11 protein-coding genes are annotated in these 20,378 nt (G+C 41.3%); 7 read left to right on the plus strand and 4 right to left on the minus strand.

The features are described from left to right. Positions 1-141: 141 nt before the first annotated feature. Positions 142-3,066 (plus strand): tetratricopeptide repeat protein, encoded by a 2,925-nt coding sequence (locus HUN01_RS04440; protein WP_181930256.1) that lies wholly within the window; start codon positions 142-144, stop codon positions 3,064-3,066. 31 nt (positions 3,067-3,097) lie between these two features. Here HUN01_RS04440 and HUN01_RS35960 read toward each other — a convergent pair whose 3' ends face one another. After that, positions 3,098-3,223: a hypothetical protein gene (locus HUN01_RS35960; protein ID WP_257798105.1), complete on the minus strand. Its 126-nt coding sequence runs from the start codon at positions 3,221-3,223 to the stop codon at positions 3,098-3,100. Positions 3,224-3,267: 44 nt separating this feature from the next. Here HUN01_RS35960 and HUN01_RS04445 point away from each other — a divergent pair, with 44 nt between their 5' ends. The 5 genes from HUN01_RS04445 to HUN01_RS04465 all read left to right on the plus strand — a co-directional run bounded on the left by HUN01_RS04445 (position 3,268) and on the right by HUN01_RS04465 (position 7,758). Next, positions 3,268-3,522 carry a type II toxin-antitoxin system ParD family antitoxin gene (locus tag HUN01_RS04445; RefSeq protein WP_181930257.1) on the plus strand — a complete coding sequence of 85 codons (255 nt, stop codon included), beginning with the start codon at positions 3,268-3,270 and terminating at the stop codon, positions 3,520-3,522. After that, complete coding sequence (locus HUN01_RS04450) at positions 3,522-3,839, plus strand: type II toxin-antitoxin system RelE/ParE family toxin (RefSeq protein ID WP_181930258.1); 318 nt, start codon at positions 3,522-3,524, stop codon at positions 3,837-3,839. The genes HUN01_RS04445 and HUN01_RS04450 overlap by 1 nt, the downstream gene beginning before the upstream one ends. A 288-nt stretch (positions 3,840-4,127) precedes the next feature. Further along, complete coding sequence (locus tag HUN01_RS04455; protein WP_181930259.1) at positions 4,128-4,481, plus strand: hypothetical protein; 354 nt, start codon at positions 4,128-4,130, stop codon at positions 4,479-4,481. 364 nt (positions 4,482-4,845) lie between these two features. Further along, positions 4,846-6,198, plus strand: coding sequence for a histidine phosphatase family protein (locus HUN01_RS04460; RefSeq protein WP_181930260.1), 1,353 nt, complete (start codon positions 4,846-4,848; stop codon positions 6,196-6,198). A gap of 279 nt (positions 6,199-6,477) precedes the next feature. After that, entirely contained in the window at positions 6,478-7,758 is a 1,281-nt protein-coding gene (locus tag HUN01_RS04465; protein ID WP_181930261.1) for a dihydroorotase, read from the plus strand. Positions 7,759-7,892: 134 nt separating this feature from the next. On the opposite strand, the gene HUN01_RS04470 is transcribed toward HUN01_RS04465, so the two are convergent. The 3 genes from HUN01_RS04470 to HUN01_RS04480 all read right to left on the minus strand — a co-directional run bounded on the left by HUN01_RS04470 (position 7,893) and on the right by HUN01_RS04480 (position 13,301). Continuing rightward, complete coding sequence (locus tag HUN01_RS04470) at positions 7,893-8,984, minus strand: hybrid sensor histidine kinase/response regulator (protein ID WP_181930262.1); 1,092 nt, start codon at positions 8,982-8,984, stop codon at positions 7,893-7,895. 87 nt (positions 8,985-9,071) lie between these two features. Further along, positions 9,072-9,806, minus strand: coding sequence for a response regulator transcription factor (locus tag HUN01_RS04475; protein ID WP_181930263.1), 735 nt, complete (start codon positions 9,804-9,806; stop codon positions 9,072-9,074). A gap of 156 nt (positions 9,807-9,962) precedes the next feature. After that, positions 9,963-13,301, minus strand: coding sequence for a PAS domain S-box protein (locus HUN01_RS04480; protein WP_181930264.1), 3,339 nt, complete (start codon positions 13,299-13,301; stop codon positions 9,963-9,965). A 1,272-nt stretch (positions 13,302-14,573) separates the two neighbouring features. Here HUN01_RS04480 and HUN01_RS04485 point away from each other — a divergent pair. Then, the gene (locus HUN01_RS04485; RefSeq protein WP_181930265.1) at positions 14,574-20,372 is read left to right on the plus strand and encodes a PAS domain S-box protein; all 5,799 of its coding nucleotides are present in this window, start codon (positions 14,574-14,576) and stop codon (positions 20,370-20,372) included. Positions 20,373-20,378: the final 6 nt, after the last annotated feature.

Raw genomic sequence — 20,378 nt, forward strand, 5'->3', positions numbered from 1 at the left:
CGTAGCTTGCAAAGGGGGGAAATATCCTGTTCTCCCCCTTGCCAAGGGGGAGTTAGAGGGGGTCAAAAGGACTAGTGTATACGCATAGCAATTTCGGAGAGAGGTCTTTCAGTTTTTGTGAACAGCAAGATTTAACTATGTATGGCTGAAGACTCTGGGAAGTTTGCCGAAAAAATTGGTGTTTACGTCGCTCCTGGTGGTCAAGCTTCCATTGGCACTCAAATTATTGAGGGGCAAAAACAGTTAACTCCCACAAAATCTATTCCTTATCGCGGTTCCGTCCATTTCGTCGGCCGAGAAACGGAACTGACAACGGTACATGAAGACTTGCAGCGCGGAAATTATGTAGCAATAGCGGGAATGGGTGGCGTGGGCAAAACTGAATTAGCCACCCAATACGCTAGACGATATCAACAAGATTATGGCGGGATTACCTGGTTTAACGACAGAGAAACCAATCTCGCCGCCGAAGTTTTAGAGTTTTTTCAGTTGCAGTTTGGTTTGGAGATTCCCCAAGAATTAGGAGGAAGACTTTTAAGCCTTAAAGAACAAGTCGCCTGGTGTTGGTCTAAATATCCCGACTCTCCCTTGCCGATTTTAATCATCTTTGATGATGTAACTGATTTAGACAACCTCCGCCAAGTCGTTCCCAACAATAATTGCTTCCGAGTCTTAATTACTACTCGACTGCGGCATTTAGACCCGAATTTTATTCAAGAGATTCCCTTAGATGTTCTCTCGCCCCAAAAAGAACCAGGTAAAGCCTTAGAACTGTTAAAACGACTGTTGGGCGAAAAAGATAAGCGAGTCGAAAACCAACCACAAGCTGCAACAGCAATATGTGAATGTCTGGAATATTTGCCCTTGGGGATAGAGTTAGTGGGAGGTTATTTAGTACGCGACCCGGACATATCTTTAGATATCATGTTTGGGCGATTGCAAGAACGTAAATTAGCAGAAGCAGCTTTACAAGACCGGGAAACTCTCAACTCAACTCAATTGGGGGTCAAAGCCGCCTTTGCTTTAACTTGGGAAGAACTCGACCCACTGGCGCAACAACTAGGAAAATTTTTGAGTTTATTTTCTCCTGCACTGATTCTTTGGGAATTGGTTATTTGGGTAGCGACAGGTGGAAAGGAAGCAAAAAATCAGGAAGAAAGACAGCTAACTTGGTCAAAAGATGAATTAAACGCAGCTAAAAAGCAACTCTACGGGCGCAACTTGCTACAACTGGTAGAAGAGAGAGAAAGATGTTATAAAATTCATGCCTTAGTGCGGTGGTTTTTGCAAGAGGAGTTAGCCGATGCCGGCGAGATGAAATCAGTTTTGGAAACAACCTTCGCCACCGCCATGATAACCGTTGCCCAAATCCTTCCTGGTTCACCTACTTCTGAGCAAATTGAAAGCATCAGAGATATCGTTCCCCATCTCGAAGACCTGGGTAAACGCATAATTGCAGAGATAAAAGAAGCAAAAGAGACACAGATAATTTCTTTAGCATCAGTCCCCAGCGATGAAGTAATTTGGGTATTTGTAAAGGTAGGAAGATTTTACGAAGGACAAGGATTATATCAATTAGTAGAACTTTGTTATGAGGATTGCGTAAATGTTTGCCAATCTTTGTTTGCTGGCGACCATCCGGATGTCGCTACTAGCTTGAACAATTTAGCAGCACTCTACAATAGCCAAGGTAAGTACAGCGATGCCGAACCTCTCTACATTGATGCTTTGGCAATGACAAAGCGCCTGTTTGCTGGCGACCATTCCAATGTCGCTACTAGCTTGAACAATTTAGCAGTACTCTACGATAGCCAAGGGCGGTACAGCGAAGGCGAACCTCTCTACATTGATGCTTTGGCAATGACAAAGCGCCTGTTTGCTGGCGACCATCCTGATGTCGCTTCTAGCTTGAACAATTTAGCAGCACTCTACAATAGCCAAGGGCAGTACAGCAAAGCCGAACCTCTCTACATTGATGCTTTGGCAATGAGACAGCGCCTGTTTGCTGGCGACCATCCGGATGTCGCTTCTAGCTTGAACAATTTAGCAGCACTCTACTATAGCCAAGGGCGGTACAGCGAAGCCGAACCTTTCTTGATTGATGCTTTGGCAATGATAAAGCGCCTGTTTGCTGGCGACCATCCGGATGTCGCTTCTAGCTTGAACAATTTAGCTTTCCTCTACAATAGCCAAGGGCGGTACAGCGAAGCCGAACCTCTTTACATTGATGCTTTGGCAATGACAAAGCGCCTGTTTGCTAGCGACCATCCCAATGTCGCTACTAGCTTGTACAATTTAGCAGCACTCTACAAAAGCCAAGGGCGGTACAGCGAAGCCGAACCTCTTTACATTGATGCTTTGGCAATGACAAAGCGCCTGTTTGCTGGCGACCATCCCTATGTCGCTTTTAGTTTGAACAATTTAGCAGTACTCTACAAAAGCCAAGGGCGGTACAACGAAGCCGAACCTCTCTTGATTGATGCTTTGGCAATGACAAAGCGCCTGTTTGCTGGCGACCATCCCAATGTCGCTACTAGCTTGAACAATTTAGCAGCACTCTACAAAAGCCAAGGGCGGTACAACGATGCCGAACCTCTCTTGATTGATGCTTTGGCAATGACAAAGCGCCTGTTTGCTGGCGACCATCCCAATGTCGCTACTAGCTTGAACAATTTAGCAGCACTCTACAAAAGCCAAGGGCGGTACAACGATGCCGAACCTCTCTTGATTGATGCTTTGGCAATGACAAAGCGCCTGTTTGCTGGCGACCATCCCAATGTCGCTACTAGCTTGAACAATTTAGCAGTACTCTACGATAGCCAAGGGCGGTACAGCGATGCCGAACCTCTTTACATTGATGCTTTGGCAATGTGCCAACGGGTGTTAGGCGTTAATCATCCCACTACAGCGACAATTCGAGAAAATCTAGCAATCCTACAACGCCAGTCTACTCCCCGTGCTATCTGGAAACGTCGGTTAGGTCAGTTTGTGCAAACGTTAAAGGCGATATTAATTTTCCCGTTTTCTCTGCTGTGGCGATTGGCTAAAAAAATAATTCGTAATTAAAAGAGCGAGTCCAGGCGATAGAGTTTGCAATCTAGTAGTTTTGAGCGATCGTCGAAGATGTTGCCGTTGGCGAAGTCTCTCGAAGAGAAGGCATCGCTATTTTCTCATCAACCAAGGTGCGATTGCTAAACGTTTCCTCAAAGACAACGCCTAACAACCTTGATAAGATGGAAAAAATAGTTTAACCTAACTACCAAGGTTATGAGTAATATTAATATTTCCTTGCCTGAGTCGATGAAAGCCTTTATTGAAGAACAAGTGGCTCAAGGTGGCTACGGTTCAGTTAGCGAATATCTACAAGAGTTAATCACCCAAGACCAAAAACGCAAGATGCAAGAACATATAGAAGAACTTTTAATTGCAGGACTTGAAAGTGGAGAAGCAATAGAAGTTAATGATGAATGGTGGCAGCAAAAACGCACAAACTTGATAAACCACCTGCATCAAGAGAAATAATGACAAAGCGGATAATCATTACACCCAAAGCCAGTTTAGATATTGATGATTATTTTGCTTACATTGCCCAAGAAAACCCCGACACGGCTCTTTTATTTTTTGACTCTGTAAGAGAAACTTTTGCACAGTTAGGAAGAATGCCTGGAATGGGTAGCCGTTATCCCGTGGATAATCTTCGTTTACAAGGTTTACGTAAATGGGCTGTTAAGGGATTTAAAAAGTATCTAATTTTTTACTTTGAGCAACATGAAAGCATTGAAGTTGTGCGGATTCTCTATGCAGGGCAAGATATAGAAAGGATTTTAGAACAGGAATGATATTGATTAGCGATCGCTTGTATGATTATTTTGGTGGAGCGATGATTTAAGGCTGGCATATCTCAACTAACTTAACTGCGATCGCTGAGAAACTAAACCAGGTAACCGTACACTCAAAAGAGATACAAAAGTTATAGCTTGGCAAAGTCTGAAACAACGAGAATTATTGACGAGTCAAGTATATACACAATACAATTATTGTAGTAGAACCTCACGATAGAGTTAATCAAAATATTTTTCCCAGAGAATAATAGACAAGCAATATTAAAGATAATTTGGACAAAACTAATGAACGCCAAAATTATTGCTTTCTTGGGGATTACGGCAGCCTTTGCAAACTTAGGCAGCCCAGTATACGCACAGTCACCAGCATCAAATTCAAATCCAGGAGAATACAGACTAACTGGTGATTCTCTAGTTGGAATTGATCAAAGAACAGCCCAAGATGACTTTGGAAGATTTTTTGAGCAAACTAATCCAGCAAGCATCTCTAACAATAATAGAAGAGGCAATAAAGCTCCAGTCAAAATCCGCTTTAACGAATCATTATCACAGCCAGACACTTCTATTTTCTTAACACCCGCTCAGTCTGAAAGTGACAATGATGGATTGCAAGTACAGTTGGATCTGGGGAGAGAATAACCAAATATAAAAGTTGACGCTCTAATATAGAGTGTATTATCGCCAAGCGCCGCACCGTCAACAATCGAAGGTGCGTCAGCCTACGACATAACATTGGTGTCAACTTAAGCTCAAACGCTAATTCCACAGGCATTTTACCCCACCCTAACCCTCCCCAATGCATCGGGAGGATTAAGGGGGGTAATTAGACTTGTGTGTACACGATAGGCTTGCGGGGAGCAAACCCTACAGCTATTTTTGCTGCTTATTCTACGTCCCCTACAAGAGTAAAATTGCCCACTTGACTAAATCCGCCTTCCTGAGTCGGTAATTCTGCAATCATTTTGCAGTAAAATTAATCGTCTAGATACAGGAGGGCTTTGAGATGACTCGTGTCATCATTGTGCGCCACGGTCAAAGTGGTTATAACACCGAACGGCGTATTCAGGGACGCACTGATGCGTCAACATTAACCGAAAAAGGTCGTAACGATGCCAGTAAAGTTGGCAAAGCCCTCAGCAATATTTTATTTAATGCTATTTATAGCAGTCCCCTGCAACGAGCGAAACACACAGCAGATATTATTCATAGTGAGTTAGCTGCTCATCCTGAACAATCTGCTGTAATTCAAGTTTCTGATTTACTGCTAGAAATCGACCTCCCCGTATGGGCAGGGCTGATAACTGCCGAAGTCAAGCAGAAGTTTGCCGAAGACTACCGCACTTGGCATCAGCGCCCCGACGAACTGCGGATGCTGATAAATGATGTACAAGGGACAAGAGAACATTTTCCTGTTCTTGCCATATATGAACAAGCGCGGCAATTTTGGCAAGAAACTTTGTCCCAGCATCAAGGCGAAACTATTCTTATAGTGGGGCATAACGGTATTAATCGCGCCCTCATTAGCACAGCCTTGGGAATTTCCCCAAGTCGCTACCATTCAATACAACAATCTAACTGTGGCATCACCGTACTAAATTTTGCCGGTGGATTGGGCGAACCAGTCCAGCTAGAATCTTTAAATCAGACGCAACACACGGGAGAGACTTTACCCTCATTGCGACCGGATCATAAAGGAATACGATTGTTATTGGTGCGTCACGGTGAAACCGAATGGAATCGCCAAACCAGGTTTCAAGGACAAATTGATGTCCCCCTTAACGACAACGGTAGACAACAGTCGCAAAAAGCAGGCGAATTTCTCCAAGAGGTAGCGATTGATTTTGCTGTCAGTAGCACAATGCTGCGCCCTAAAGAAACAGCAGAAATTATTTTAAAACAACATCCGAATGTAAAGTTAGACTTGCAAGATGGTTTAAGAGAAATCAGTCACGGACTCTGGGAAGGAAAATTAGAAACAGAGATAGAGCAAGAGTTTCCAGGAGAGTTGCAGCGCTGGCGGCTAGTACCAGCCCAAGTGCAAATGCCTGAAGGGGAAAATTTGCAAGAAGTGTGGGAACGCAGCGTCGCAGCTTGGCAATCTATTGTGCAAGCTGCATCAACTAATCAATTCAAAACTGTATTAGTAGTAGCTCATGACGCTACTAATAAAACCTTACTTTGTCATGTTCTAGGTTTATCGCTAGAAAATTTCTGGAATTTCCGTCAGGGTAATGGCGCAGTTAGCGTTATCGACTACCCGTCTGGAATCGATGGTTTACCAGTATTGCAAGCAATGAACATCACCACTCACTTCGGTGGAGGCGTACTAGATAAAACAGCAACGGGGGCTTTGTGAGTACTGAGTGCTGAGTGCTGAGTGCTGAGTTAGGAATGAGAAGTAAGGAGTTAGGAGTGAAGAGTAAGGAATAAAGTTAGAAGCAATGACTGAAGAAAAAATAACTCATAAGTAGCTAGACGTAAATAAATTAAAGTTTGTAGTAAGGACTTTAGTCCTAATAATCCTTGCTTCGCTCAATGAATTGCTCATTACGAACTAGGATTTTACTTTATGTTGAATTATGCCTACCTACTTAACTCCTAACTCATAACTCATAACTCATAACTAAAAACTTTTATGACTGAACTGCTGCAAAAAGTACGGGTGATTGACCCAGTTTCTAAAATCGATGAACTCTTTGATGTGCTGATTGCTGATGGTTATATCCAAGAAGTGGCTTCACACATTTCTGACATCACTTCTGATACTCAAATTAGAGATTGTCAGGGATTAGTTCTCGGCCCTGGGTTAGTGGATTTGTACAGCCACTCTGGTGAACCTGGCTTTGAAGAACGAGAAACCCTCTTGTCTTTCTTACAATCTGCTGCTGCTGGCGGCTTTACCAGAGTTAGCATTTTACCCGATACATCCCCAGTTATTGATAACCCTGCTCTTGTGGCACAGTTGCAGCAAAAGAGAGAAGGAAAAAGGAGCAATTTTTCTCCCTTGTCTCTCCCTCTCCCTCTGCTCCATATTTGGGGTGCTATCACCCTAGATGTTGCTGGGAAGCAATTGACGGAGTTGGCAGATTTAGCGGTGGCTGGAGTTGTTGGTTTTACCGATGGTAAGCCGTTAGAAAATTTGGCGCTGGTGCGGCGAGTATTGGAGTATCTTCAGCCGTTGGGTAAACCAGTAGCATTTTGGCCTAGCGATCGCCAGTTAGCAGCAAATGGTGTAATGAGAGAAGGGGCGAATGCTCTCCGTTTTGGTTTACCCCCAATTCCTGCCAGTGCTGAAACTACTGCGATCGCAGCTATGCTTGAATTGGTTGCAACTATAGGCACACCAGTCCATATCATGCGTGTCTCTACAGCTCGCAGTGTGGAATTAATCGCTTCAGCAAAGGCTGCTGGTTTACCCATCACCGCCAGCACCACCTGGATGCACCTTTTACTTGATACCAAAGCAATTAAGAGTTATCACACCAGCTTGCATTTAGACCCGCCTTTAGGTAATCCCAGTGATGTCGCGGCGTTGCGTGCAGGGGTGCGTGCGGGTGTGATAGATGCGATCGCTATTGATCACACACCCTATAGCTATGAAGAAAAAGTCCAAGCTTTCGCCGAAGCACCAGCCGGGGCAATTGGTTTAGAGTTAGCATTACCTCTGCTGTGGCAATATCTCGTTGAAACTGAAGAATTTACAGCTTTAGAATTGTGGCGGGCATTGAGTACTAGATCCGCAGAGTGTTTAGGGCAAAAAGTAAGTGCAATTCTACCTCATCAACCAGCGGAACTTACTTTATTTGATCCCCAGCAAACCTGGAAAGTCGAACGGAAAAGTCTTTATACACTTTCACAAAATACACCTTGGTTAGGACAACAGTTGAAGGGTCATGTTGTGCAAACCTGGTGTTAAAAAAGCGCACTTAAAACTATGGAATATAACTAATCCCCTAAAAGATTAAGATAGATTTCCTTTACTCCCTGAATTGCTATTTTATAATATTTTGTAAACTTATATTTTGCTGTAGTTATATTTATAAGCATCTCCTAGCAAGGCAAACTAACACTTACAATAGTTCCTTTTTCAGGAATGCTAGCAATTGTAAATTCACCACCATATAATTTAACTATATGCTGAACAATAGCCAACCCTAAGCCAGAACCTTGTTGTTCCCATAACTTTCGATTAAATTGTACGAAAGCTCCAATTTTATTAATCTCTTCAATTGCCATACCTTTGCCATTATCAATTACAGACAAATTAAATTTATTACCTTCTATCTTACTAAGAACTTTAATTTCGCTGCTTGGCAAAGAGAATTTAAAAGAATTCTCCAGTAATTCTTCAATCAGAATACTAAAATTTTCTTGTGGTAATTGTACGGTAGATTCTTGGATATCCAGCTTTAAATCTTTTTGTCTACAGTTTTCTATAGCTTTTTTGAGAGCGATTTCACTAATAATTTTCTCAGCAAGACATTTATCTTTTTTATCTTGGATTTGACGGACTTTTTCGGGATTTTTAGATATTAATTCCAGGTCACTATATAACAAAAATCTTTGAACTAATGCATTCAATCGATTGGCAGATCTGTAAATTAATTCTGCAATTTCGACTTCTTCAGAGTCAGGCATGACACTACAACTTTCGATTAACAACTGTGACATACCGAGAATGCCATTTAAAGGCGTATTCAATTCGTGAGGTAATGAGTGAGCAATATTCATTCTGAGTTCGTCTAGTTTGGCTTGAGTTTGGCGCTCAACTGAAGCGTGTTTATCAAGACGAGAAGCGATCGCATTGAGTAGTTCTTCAGGAGTAAACGGTTTAGTCAAATAATCATCAGCCCCAAAATCCATTCCCTGACGAAAATCTGAACGCTCTGCTTTAGCAGTAACAAATATTAAAGGAATATTGATAGTTGCTTCATTTTTACGTAAAGCAGACAGCACGCTATAGCCGTCTAATTCAGGCATCATAATGTCACAGATAATTAAATCTGGTAATTTTGATTGAGCAATTTCTAATCCAATCTTACCGTTTGCAGCTATCAAAGTTTCAAAATCAGAAAGTTGTAGAATCTCCTGAATATTTCCCCTGACTTGGGGTTCGTCTTCTATAATTAAAATTGTGTTCATCTATGATTATTAAAGATAAAAATATCAATTTTATGCTATTGGTATAGCATGAAATAGTAGAGCAATTTTCGATTTTGCTAAACTATATTATTTGTTATTGTTAAACACATTGAAGCTTTGCAAAATTTTGGCATTTTCTGGAGTTAGTAATGTTTGTAAATTCTTCATTTCATTCAAAAACATCATTTCTCTAGCATACTCTTGTTGTAAGATACTCAAGTAGCGATCGCGCTCAACATCTGATTGAGCTTTTTTCAGCATATAGATCGCTATATTAATATTTGAAAGCGGATTACCTAAATCTTGTAAAAGTTTTTGTATAACCTCGTTGCATATTTCTGCCAGGTGTTGGCTCTCTTGCAGTTTTTGTGAATTTATCTCTATCTGCTGCTTCAATTTGGTATTTTTTTGATGTTCTTGCTCATATTGTTGTTTGATTAAAGTTGGTTTTTCTACGCGTTCTAATCTGACCTTAATTGCCTTTAAAAGTTCTTCTGTAGAGAAAGGTTTTGTAAGATAATCATCGGCTCCTAACTCCATACCTTGGCGTAAGTCACCGCGGTCTACTTTTGCAGTCAGAAAAATTACTGGGATAGATTCAGTTACCGGGTCTTGGCGTAAGGCTGTCAGTACACCGTAACCGTCAAGTTCAGGCATCATAACGTCACAACAAATAAGGTCTGGTTGTTCTGTTTTAGCAAGTCGTAATCCTTCTAAACCATTATTTGCGGTAATAGCATTAAAGTCGGAGAAACTTAGAATTTGTTGAATATTTGAACAAATTTGAACTTCATCTTCAATTACTAATATTTTTTTGTTCATTGGTTTATTTGAATAGTGATTCTGATTAGGCGATTTTGTGATATCTATAGACCAGTAAATGCAGTTGCTAAAACTGATTATTCAGCTTAACAACTTGGTAATTTACATTAGATTCCAAAAAATCTCTTGCAGTTTATTGTTCCCTAAAATTATTTACTAATAACACATTAGATATTTTTCATGGAGTAGGTCACTTGTCATTAGTGGTAGTTCTACCCTAAATGTCGTACCAACTCCGACCTGGCTAGCGAAGGTAATTCTTCCTCTATAAAGGTCTATGCAATTTTTGACTATTGCTAAACCTAATCCAGTTCCTGGCGTATTACCAACATTGCTAGCTCGGTAGAATGGTTCAAACAAGTTCTGTTGCTCCTCTGGTAAAATACCAATACCCTCATCTTGAATTAGAAAAACTGCGCTTTTATCTTGAACTAACAGATCAACTTCAACATTGCTACCGTCTAGTGAATATTTGACAGCGTTTGAAAGCAAATTGCTCAATATTTGTCGCAAAAGCTTCTTGTCTATACAAGCCATAAAGTGATCATCTGTTGATGAATTACCCAAGTACTGGGGAGAAAAGGCTAGGGTATGATTCGGAGAACTGAGTTGAATTTCATCTACCAAAGAACGACAGAAATTAATCAAATTAACACAAGTTGGTTCAAATGCTAATTTTCCAGCTTCAGCCTTATTAATTAGCAAAATATCATCTAATAGTTGAGTAGTGTGTTGAACATAAGTCTGAATGCACTGGAGATGTTTATTCTTTTGTTCTTCATCTAATTTATGGCTAAAACTTTTTAAGATTCCAGCAGAGGAAGCAATCACAGCTAAAGGAGTTCGGAACTCGTGGGAGGTCATAGAAATGAAACGAGATTTCAACTCACTGAGTTCTTTTTCTTTTACTAAAGCTTTACAAATATTTTCTTCAGCTTGTTTGCGCTCGCGTATGTCTTTAACTACACCGATCACGTAAATGGGTTTACCACTCGGATCTCGAATTAGAGAAACCGTGAGATTTATCCAAATTACATCAGCATTTTTATGTAAATAGCGCTTCTCAATGGAGAATGTTTCTAGTTTTCCTGCTATTAATTTTTGCAACTGATTGAGATGGATTTGTATATCTTCTGGATGTGTGATATCTCTAAAGTTTTTCTTTAGTATTTCTTCTTGGCTATAGCCTAAAATTTCACACAACTTTTGATTAACTTTCAGAAAATGACCATCTAAACTTTCTAGTTTAATTCCCACTGCTGCTTGATTAAAAATAGCTCTAAGTTCTGCCTCACTTTGTTGTAAGTCTAAAGTACGTTGCTTAACCCTGACTTCTAAATCTTGATTGAGTTTTTGTAAAGCTTCTTGCGCTCGTTGCCTTTGCAGTTCAGCAGATGCTCTGGCTGCAAATACTTTGAGAATTCCTTCAAATTTATGTTGGTCAGGTATGGGTTTGTCATCTACTATGCATAGTGAGCCAATTGGTTGACCAAAATCATCACTCAAAATAACTCCCATAGAACTTTCACCTTCCATAGCAGCTAATCTTTTAGCATTAGGAAAAAGTTGCTGAATTCTCGAACTACAGTGGTAAAATCCTTGCTTGAGCAAAATTTCACATGTAGTTAATTTTGGGTCATAGCAAAGATTGGGTTGTAACTGCCCATCAGACCAAAATCCTAAAGTGTGAGCTTGCTCATCAATTAACTCACTGACTAAGGTGTTACGGACATCTAAAGTCGAAGAAATATGCTCAACTAATGCTGGAAAAAAGTCACGTCCAGTCGTAGAAGCTGTGCTTTCTATCAAACTTTGTAAGGCTATTTCAGCTTGTTTGCGTTTTGTAATATCGATTCCGATAGCAACGGCGGCTGTGTTTTGTTGATATTTTTGAGCTACGAGCAAATAATTGCATGTTTTATTATTAATTTGGACATCAATAACCTTAGAATCTGCTACATCTTGCCTATCTAAAAATTCATGCATAAATTCTGTAAATTGCGGGCTGTTTTCCATAAAGCCCAATTCTTGACCAACAAAAGCATCGGTAGTCAAGTTAAAACTTTCAGCTAAATGGCGATTAACCCCTAAATAATATCCATCATCATTTACCCAAGAAACAAACCCAGGTACTGCATCTAAAACCGTTTGTAATTGCTCTTTTGCTTGTTGCAGATTTTTTTCTGCTCGTTTATATTCTGTAATGTCTTCGGAAATACACAACAGGTATTCGGGTTGTTGGTTTTTGTCATACAAAGGAATTTTAGTTGTATGTAAAATTCTTCTGCCAAAACTAGGACTGTCAATAGGTTCTTCAGAAATATCTTGAGGTACGCCGCTAGCAACAGTTGCTAGGTCTTTTTGACAAAAAAAGTCTGCTTGTTCTTTCGGGAATAATTCGTAATCTGTTTTGCCAATAGCCTGCTCTGCTGTAATACCAAAGATATTTTCACAGGTATGATTCCAGAGCTTGACTGTCCCAAAACTTTCTGATTTGGCATCTTTAACAAAGACGGCTACAGGCAGATTATTAATCATCGACTGTAAAAAGTTGCGAGTCTGCTGGAGTTCCTCTTGTGCTTTTCGGCTTTCAGTAATGTCAATGCCTGTACAGACGATATAATCAACTTGATTGTCCCGATTAAGTAAGACCTTATTTGACCAAGAAATTAAGCGTTGCTCACTATCTTTAGTTACTAAAGAAGTTTCGTAACGTTGAGGAAATTCTCTATCAGCTAAATTTTGAAAAATATCTTTGATACATTTTGTTGTATCAGGTAACAGCAGCACATCCCAAACAAATCTTCCATTAACTTCATCAAATGCGTAACCTGTAGCTTGTTCACAAGTATGATTAAAGCGAAGAATCTTTCCCTGACAATCTAGTACTATAACTAGAGCATCTGCTAGATTCAAAATGGTAGAAATAAAATTACGCTCTAATCGCAGTTCTGCCTCAATTTTCTGGCGTTCTACAAATTTAACTCGTGTATAATTGTAAAGTTCGGCTTGTAGAATAGAAACTGTCAGCAGACTGCTAGGAGTCACTAATCCAATTAATTCTCCTTGATCCCCAATAATAGGCAGATGACAAATTCGATTTTTTCTCAGCAGATGTAATGCAGCAAAAACATCTTTGAAATCTCTTAGTTTCAATGTTATTAACTCTCTGGTCATCACTTGGGCAACACTGACATCCTCTATATTTTTACCTTGTGCTGTTAGTTTAATTAAATCTCGTTGCGTAATTATACCCACCAAATGCGAGTTTTCTAGAACTAAAACACAACTAGTAGCTTGAGATATGTTGCTAGCTATATCTTTACCTGAATGAGGCAAATAATTGCTATCTTTAATTGACCAACTATCATGATTACCTGATGCTTCATTGATTAGTGCAATCACATATGGAAGCATAACCTCAGAGCTAACAACGAGCGGATGACGAATGATTGTCTGTTGTAAATTATCAGAAATGAGAGAATTAATGAACATTATGTATAGATGCCTGGAATAGAATTATCTTTGACAAAGAGATAAATAATATTTTTACTTATAATTAATTAAACAGCCTCAGTGTTTTCTGTGATTATTTTTTATATTCTTATAGGGATTTTATATTATTTTTAACAAGTCCCATTTATTTTGAAACCTGATTTCTTTAGTAGTGGATATTATTTTTTAATTATTTGAGTTCTGAGTTGTTCCTTAATTTAAAAAAAACGGTTTTTAAGGTAGATGCAGCTTAACCGTAATCCAAGTAATTAGAAGTAAGTCAAAAGTAAGCTTTGAGCAAAGGACTCAGCTTTAAAACGTCGGATTATGTTCATAATCCCAACACTTGCTATCCTGCCAGGTTCTACTACTGTATTGACAGTCAAACTTATTGTCAATCCAGGGAATTGATGTCGGATTAGTATCTGAAGATAAAATGATCGAACTAACTGAAGACAATACATAAGAAGCGATAATAAAGCTAGAGCTTCCTAGAATAATTGAAGCTACTAGTAACAACACAAAATTAACAGGATTCAATTTGTGATTTACAGCTTTTTTAAGGTCTAGCTTATGTTGGAATCGACGCTCTATACCTGCTAGTGACATTAGATTAAAACTCCTTTGGCGATTTGACGTAAGCATGAAATTTTTAAATACTATAAACTGACTACAAACAAATATTTTTGAGTAATTATTGTTTGTAATAGCTTTAGTATTCAGGATTTAAATGAAAATGTAATCGAGGGAAAACAGGAATTTTTTTTTGGTTAAATTGAGGGTATTTACTTGAATGGCTATTTTGAATTCCTGAAGAAATACTGACGTTGCAACTACAGATCATCCGTAGGATAGAGGAAATTTTATAGAATAAGGGCACAGAACAAGCCAATAAAATCGATGATGTGAAACTTGAAAACAGTCTGACTAATGATAAAAATCACTGCCAAACAGAGGTTTGAGCGTTGCTCTTGCGGCTATTAATGGATGAATTTTGAAGGTCGCAAATTTACTGAAGCTCTGAGGAGGTGTTTAGGTAAAATTGCGAATCCTATTTGTTTACAACACCCAGTTGTAAAGCGATTAAAGTGCAAAAAATTTAAGAGATTTGAGCAAGACATCGCGCTGATGGGCAATATAAAGGTATCTCAAGTATTTTGCCTGTTCTATATTTTTCTTGTCCAAGCGTGATTCGATTTACATCAAGCTATTAACACGATGATATCGAGCTATAATTTTTTTGAAACGCGATCGCGTTTGTATTTTTAACTTATGAGTCATTCTTCTTGCCTCACAATCCTGCTGATTGATAATTGCGCTGAAGATCGGGAAGCATATCGTCGCTTTTTGGAGCAAGACAGCCTGTATACCTACCGCTTTTTGGAGTTTGAAACGGGAACGCCAGCACTGAAATGGTGTCAACGGGAGATACCAGATATCATTTTGCTGAATTTTTTGTCACTCGATGGTGATGGGCTGAAGTTTATTCAACAGTTTCGGGAATGCCATAGCAATACTCAAACTGCTGTGATTATGCTGACAGGACAAGCGGATGAAATTACTGCTGTCCGGGCGATGAAAAGTGGTGTGCAAGATTATCTGGTTAAAAAGAAACTTACACCTGAAGTTCTTCAAGGTGCAATTCATCATGCCATTGAACGGATGGATTTGACTCGACAGTTAGAACAAAGTCGAGAACAACAACAACTGATTGCTGCGATCGCTTTACGGATTCGTCAGTCTCTCAAATTAGAAGAGATTCTGCATACCACAGCTACAGAAGTGCGGCAGTTTCTCAAAGCAGATAGAGTAGTTATCTATCAATTTCAGCCGGATATGAGCGGCACAATTAAGGCGGAGTCAGTGCTTCCAGGTTGGACTGTGGCTTTGGGGCAGCAGATTTTGGACACCTGCTTTCAAAAGGGAGCCGGAAGTGACTATCGTCAAGGGAAAAAACGAGCAATCGACGATATTTATCAAGCTGGTTTAACGAATTGTCATTTGCAACTTCTAGAACAATTTGAAGTCAAAGCTAATCTGGTAGTACCTATTTTGGTCAAAGAGCAATTATGGGGATTATTAATTGCTCACCAATGTAGTGCGCCTCGTCATTGGCAATCTGTAGAACTAGATTTGTTGGATCAACTAGCGGTGCAAATAGCGATCGCCATTCAACAGGGAAGTGCATATCAGCAATTAGAGGCAGAACTGGCAGAACGCCAACGGACACAAGCAGCCCTAAAAGCCAGCGAAGAGAAACTCAAACTTACCCTGAGTTTTGCTGGTATTGGCTATTGGGAATGGAACCCAATCACCCATCAAATATTTGCTAGCGAGAATGCAATTCGCTGTTTTGGTTCGGATCTGAGTGATGTGAACTGGACTTATGAAAAGTGGCTCAATCAATTATATCCAGAGGATCAAAAATGGGTTGAGCCGGAACTGAGGCAAGCGATCGCCACCCAAACCGATTATGCTGTGGAATACCGAGTTGTCTGGCAAGATGGCAGCATTCACTGGGTATCGGCAAAAGGACGGGGAGTTTATGACGCAACCGGAAAACTGCTGCGCATGCTGGGCGTGCTGATAGATATTACAGAACGCAAGCTCTCAGAGGAGGAGCGGCGGCGGGCCCAAATGCTGCGAATTGAATTACATCTTTTGGAGCAGATTCTTGAAGTCGGGCTAGCAGGTTACTGGGATTGGAATATTCCGGGCAATCAGGAGTACTTGAGCTTAACCTTCAAGCAGATGTTCGGCTATGAAGATCATGAGTTGCCAAATACACCAGAGAGCTGGCAAAGCTTGGTTTTTCCAGAGGATTTACCGGGTGTTCTGGAACTTTTCGAGCAACACGTCCAAAGTCGCGGACAAATCCCCTTTTACAATGAGGTGAGATATCGACATAAGGATGGTTCTACCGTTTGGGTAATTTGTTCTGGTCGCGTCATTGCGTGGGATCGAGACGGCAATCCCCTGCGAATGATTGGTTGCCATATTAACATTACACAGCGCAAACAGGCAGAAGCTCAATTATTAGCGATCGCTAATTTGCAGCAAGCCATTTTAGATGGTACTGACTATGCGATTATTTTTAATAACTCAAATGGCATCCAAACCTTCAATGCAGCCGCTCAGAAAATGTTGGGCTACACAGCAGATGAAGTTGTTCGGCAAATAAATCCAACTACATTTCACGACCCGGAAGAACTCAACCAACGAGCAGCAGAACTCTCGTTGAAATTGGGTAGGGAAATTGCACCTGGTAGGGAATTTTTTACTATCGTCACTCAAGACGGAAGCACCTATGAAAACGAATGGACTTACATTCGTAAAGATGGCTCGCGGTTCCCTGTATTTCTGTCAGTAAAAATTCTCCAGGATCTAGAAGGAAACAATATCGGCTTTCTGGGTATTGCCAAAGATATTACCCAGCAAAAACAAATAGAGACAGCCCTTCGAGATAGCGAACTCCGTTATGCAAATTTGGCAGAAGCGGCTCCTGTAGCTATTTTCCGGCTGGATGCCCTTGGTAACTGCATCTATGCTAATGACCGCTGGAGTGAGATGACTGGTAGACCAACACAGGAAGCATTGGGGGTGGGATGGATACAGGCTTTGCACCCAGAAGACGCCGAGCGTTTGGGGAGGGAATGGTCTCTAAAATTTGAGCAAGGACATGTTAACCCAAGGGAATTTTATCAGAGTGAGGGCAGGCATCTACGCCCAGATGGCAGCATCAACTGGTTTTATGTCCAAGTGCTACCCGAAATTAACACCAACGACACCATTATTGGCTACATCGGCACACTGACAGATATCAGCGATCATAAACTTGCTGAAGAACAGTTGCATCACCTATCCGAACGGCTAACCATAGCCATCCGCTCTGGAGGATTTGGTATTTGGGAATATGATTTCGTCCAAGCAAGGCAGATTTGGGACGATCGGATGTACGAACTGTATGGAGTGAGTAAAACTGATTTTAACGGTTCTTTTGATGCTTGGTTTAACTGCCTATACCCGGAAGATCGCCCTTATCTGCTGGAAACTATGGAGCAAGTTATCCAAGGAAATCAAGAATATAATGTCGAGTTCCGCATCGTTCAACCAAGTGGAGAAATTCGTTTCCTCAAAGGCTACGGTATTCTCAAACGTGACCAGCAGGGTGAACTTGTACGGATGATTGGGGTTAACTATGATATTAGCGATCGCAAACAAGCCGAACAAGAACTCATCCACAACAGGGATTTACGAGAAGCAATTTTTAACGAATCTGCTGATGCCATCTTTCTGGTTGATCCACAAACCCTGCTCACCCTGGATTGCAATCGGCAGGCAGTGGAACTGTTTGAGGCGGTTGACAAAGCTGAATTAGTCAGTATCAATGGTCAGACACTCCAACTGCGTCCATTCACTGCCAGCGAAACAGATGCGATCGTCAGAGATATGCAGTCAAAAGGTGTATGGAGCCGAGAGATTGAATATATTACTCTTCAGGGTAAGATTTTCTGGGGAAACATCGCAGCCAAGACGATTACTGTAGCCGGACGTACCATGAATCTAGTCCGGATCGCTGATATCAGCGAACGGAAAGAGGCACAAGAGGCATTGGCGAAATATGCCCATGAGGTCGAAGATTTGTACGATAATGCTCCCTGTGGCTACTATTCCCTCGACAGCGAAGGCCGATTGCTTAAGGTCAACGAGACTGAACTGCAATGGTTGGGTTATACCCGTGAAGAAATGATTGGCCAAACCCTGGTAAATTTTTTAACCCAAGCCAGTCGCTTGTCCTTCGAGCAAAACTATCCTCGCTTCAAAAAACAGGGTTCGTTGAAGGATTTGGAACTTGACATGGTTTGTAAAGATGGCACAGTTTTCCCGGTGCTGGTAAGCGCTACTGCTGTCAAGGATGCTGAGGGAAACTATCTATACAGCCGCACCACCCTATTTGATATCCGCGAACGCAAACAAACCGCGCAAGAACTGGAAGAATCACGCAAAATGCTGCAAACGGTACTAGATACATTTCCGCAACGTGTTTTCTGGAAAGACCGCCAATCGCGGTTTATTGGTTGCAATCCAGCATTTATCCGCCATTCTCAACTGACAACTGATGAGATTATCGGCAAGACCGATTTTGAATTACCTTGGGCAAAGTTGGCACACCTCTACTGTACAGACGATATGATGGTGATGACCACTCGAATACCTAAACTAGGCTATGAGGAGCCATTTGAAGGGGCTAATGGCGAACAACTCTGGCTACGAACGAATAAAGTTCCCCTGACCAATAGCGCAGGAGAGGTGATTGGCATACTGGTATCTCATGAAGATATCACAGAACGCAAACAAGCCGAAGCACAATTACGGCAAACGAATGAGCAGCTTGCTAACGCAAATATGGAACTTGCCCGCGCCACTCGCCTCAAAGACGAATTTCTCGCAAACATGAGCCATGAACTACGAACACCTCTCAATGCAATTTTGGGGATGTCAGAGGGCTTACAAGAAAGTGTCTTCGGCTCCATTAATGAAAGACAAGTAAAAGCGATCGCTACTATTGAGCGCAGTGGTAGACATTTGCTAGAACTAATCAACGACATTCTAGACTTGTCTAAAATCGAATCTGGCAAACTGGAACTGCAATTGAGTGATGTTTCTGTCAGGAGCCTCTGTGATACCAGTATTGCCTTTGTTAAACAGATGGCTTTGAAAAAGAATATTCATCTTATTACTCATATTTCTGAGCATATTGACAGCATCCAAGTAGACGATCGCCGCCTGCGTCAAGTACTGATTAACCTGCTGAGTAACGCTGTCAAGTTCACACCAGACGGCGGATCTGTAACGCTAGAAGTCCGGCTGGAAGGGGAGGGGGGCACAGGGGAAGAGAGGCAGGGGGAGCAGGGGAGGCAGGGGAAGCAGGGGGAAAATTCCTCTCCTCTGCACCCTTCCCCCTGCCCCTCTGCCTCATCTCCCTTGTCCCCCTCATCCTCCCCAAACCTCTGCTTCCATATCATTGACACCGGCATCGGTATCGCCGCTGGAGAAATTGGCAAGCTGTTTCAGCCTTTTATCCAGCTTGACAGTAGCCTTAACCGTCAATACAGTGGCACTGGTCTAGGTTTGGCACTAGTACAAAAGATTGTAGCCCTACATGGAGGAACGGTCTTAGTTAGGAGTGAAGTTGGAGAGGGAAGTTGTTTTACCGTCTACATTCCCTACCATGCTAGCGACAATATGTCAACAACACAGGTAACTACTTTATTGCCCAGCTATCACTTACCTGCTGAGAATGCTCAAGTTTTAATTATAGAAGATTCTGTTGCGGCGGCTGACCAAATTACTCGCTACTTCAGCGAAATGGGAATGCAACCCATCATCTATCCCAAAGGTGAAGGAGCCGTAGAAGAAGTGCTGCGCGTTCAACCTGCTTTGATTATTCTGGATTTGCAACTACCGAACCTATCCGGTTGGGAGGTGCTCAATCAACTCAAGACCAACCCAAAAACCAAATATATTCCAGCGATCATCATTTCAGTTGTGGATGAGCGTAGCAAAGGACTAGCTCAGGGAGCGTTTGAATATCTGGTCAAACCCATTACCCGCACTCAACTTCAAACAACTATAGATAAACTACAACATTCTGCCCTTTCTAACCCACCAAATCTAATTGGCGTACCAGAAGCAGTTCTAGACACTCCTTTGATTTTGCTGGCAGAAGATAATCAAGCAAATATTGATACTATGTCCGGCTATCTTGAAGGTCGAGGATATCATCTGATTCTGGCAAACAATGGACAGCAAGCTATTGACCTTGTTAGAGTTCAACGCCCCGACTTAATTGTAATGGACATTCAAATGCCGGGAATGGATGGCTTGGAAGCAATGCGGCGTATCCGTAACGATCAGCAATTTGTGCATATTCCGATCATTGCACTAACGGCCTTAGCCATGCCTGGCGATCGCGAAACTTGTTTAGCCGCTGGAGCTAACGAATATTTGACCAAACCCGTAAAACTTAAACAGCTTGTAAGCACAATTCAACAACTCTTAAGCAGGTAACGGAAA

The sequence above is a fragment of the Nostoc edaphicum CCNP1411 genome, assembly GCF_014023275.1.
In the GTDB taxonomy this organism is placed as follows: Bacteria; Cyanobacteriota; Cyanobacteriia; order Cyanobacteriales; family Nostocaceae; genus Nostoc; species Nostoc edaphicum_A.

What these genes read in the sequence shown, in the direction of transcription:
- HUN01_RS04440 (WP_181930256.1), top strand. Translation starts at nt 142, where the DNA reads ATGGCTGAAGACTCTGGGAAGTTTGCCGAAAAAATTGGTGTTTACGTC.
- HUN01_RS04445 (WP_181930257.1), top strand. Translation starts at nt 3,268, where the DNA reads ATGAGTAATATTAATATTTCCTTGCCTGAGTCGATGAAAGCCTTTATT.
- HUN01_RS04450 (WP_181930258.1), top strand. Translation starts at nt 3,522, where the DNA reads ATGACAAAGCGGATAATCATTACACCCAAAGCCAGTTTAGATATTGAT.
- HUN01_RS04455 (WP_181930259.1), top strand. Translation starts at nt 4,128, where the DNA reads ATGAACGCCAAAATTATTGCTTTCTTGGGGATTACGGCAGCCTTTGCA.
- HUN01_RS04460 (WP_181930260.1), top strand. Translation starts at nt 4,846, where the DNA reads ATGACTCGTGTCATCATTGTGCGCCACGGTCAAAGTGGTTATAACACC.
- HUN01_RS04465 (WP_181930261.1), top strand. Translation starts at nt 6,478, where the DNA reads ATGACTGAACTGCTGCAAAAAGTACGGGTGATTGACCCAGTTTCTAAA.
- HUN01_RS04470 (WP_181930262.1), bottom strand. Translation starts at nt 8,984, where the DNA reads ATGAACACAATTTTAATTATAGAAGACGAACCCCAAGTCAGGGGAAAT.
- HUN01_RS04475 (WP_181930263.1), bottom strand. Translation starts at nt 9,806, where the DNA reads ATGAACAAAAAAATATTAGTAATTGAAGATGAAGTTCAAATTTGTTCA.
- HUN01_RS04480 (WP_181930264.1), bottom strand. Translation starts at nt 13,301, where the DNA reads ATGTTCATTAATTCTCTCATTTCTGATAATTTACAACAGACAATCATT.
- HUN01_RS04485 (WP_181930265.1), top strand. Translation starts at nt 14,574, where the DNA reads ATGAGTCATTCTTCTTGCCTCACAATCCTGCTGATTGATAATTGCGCT.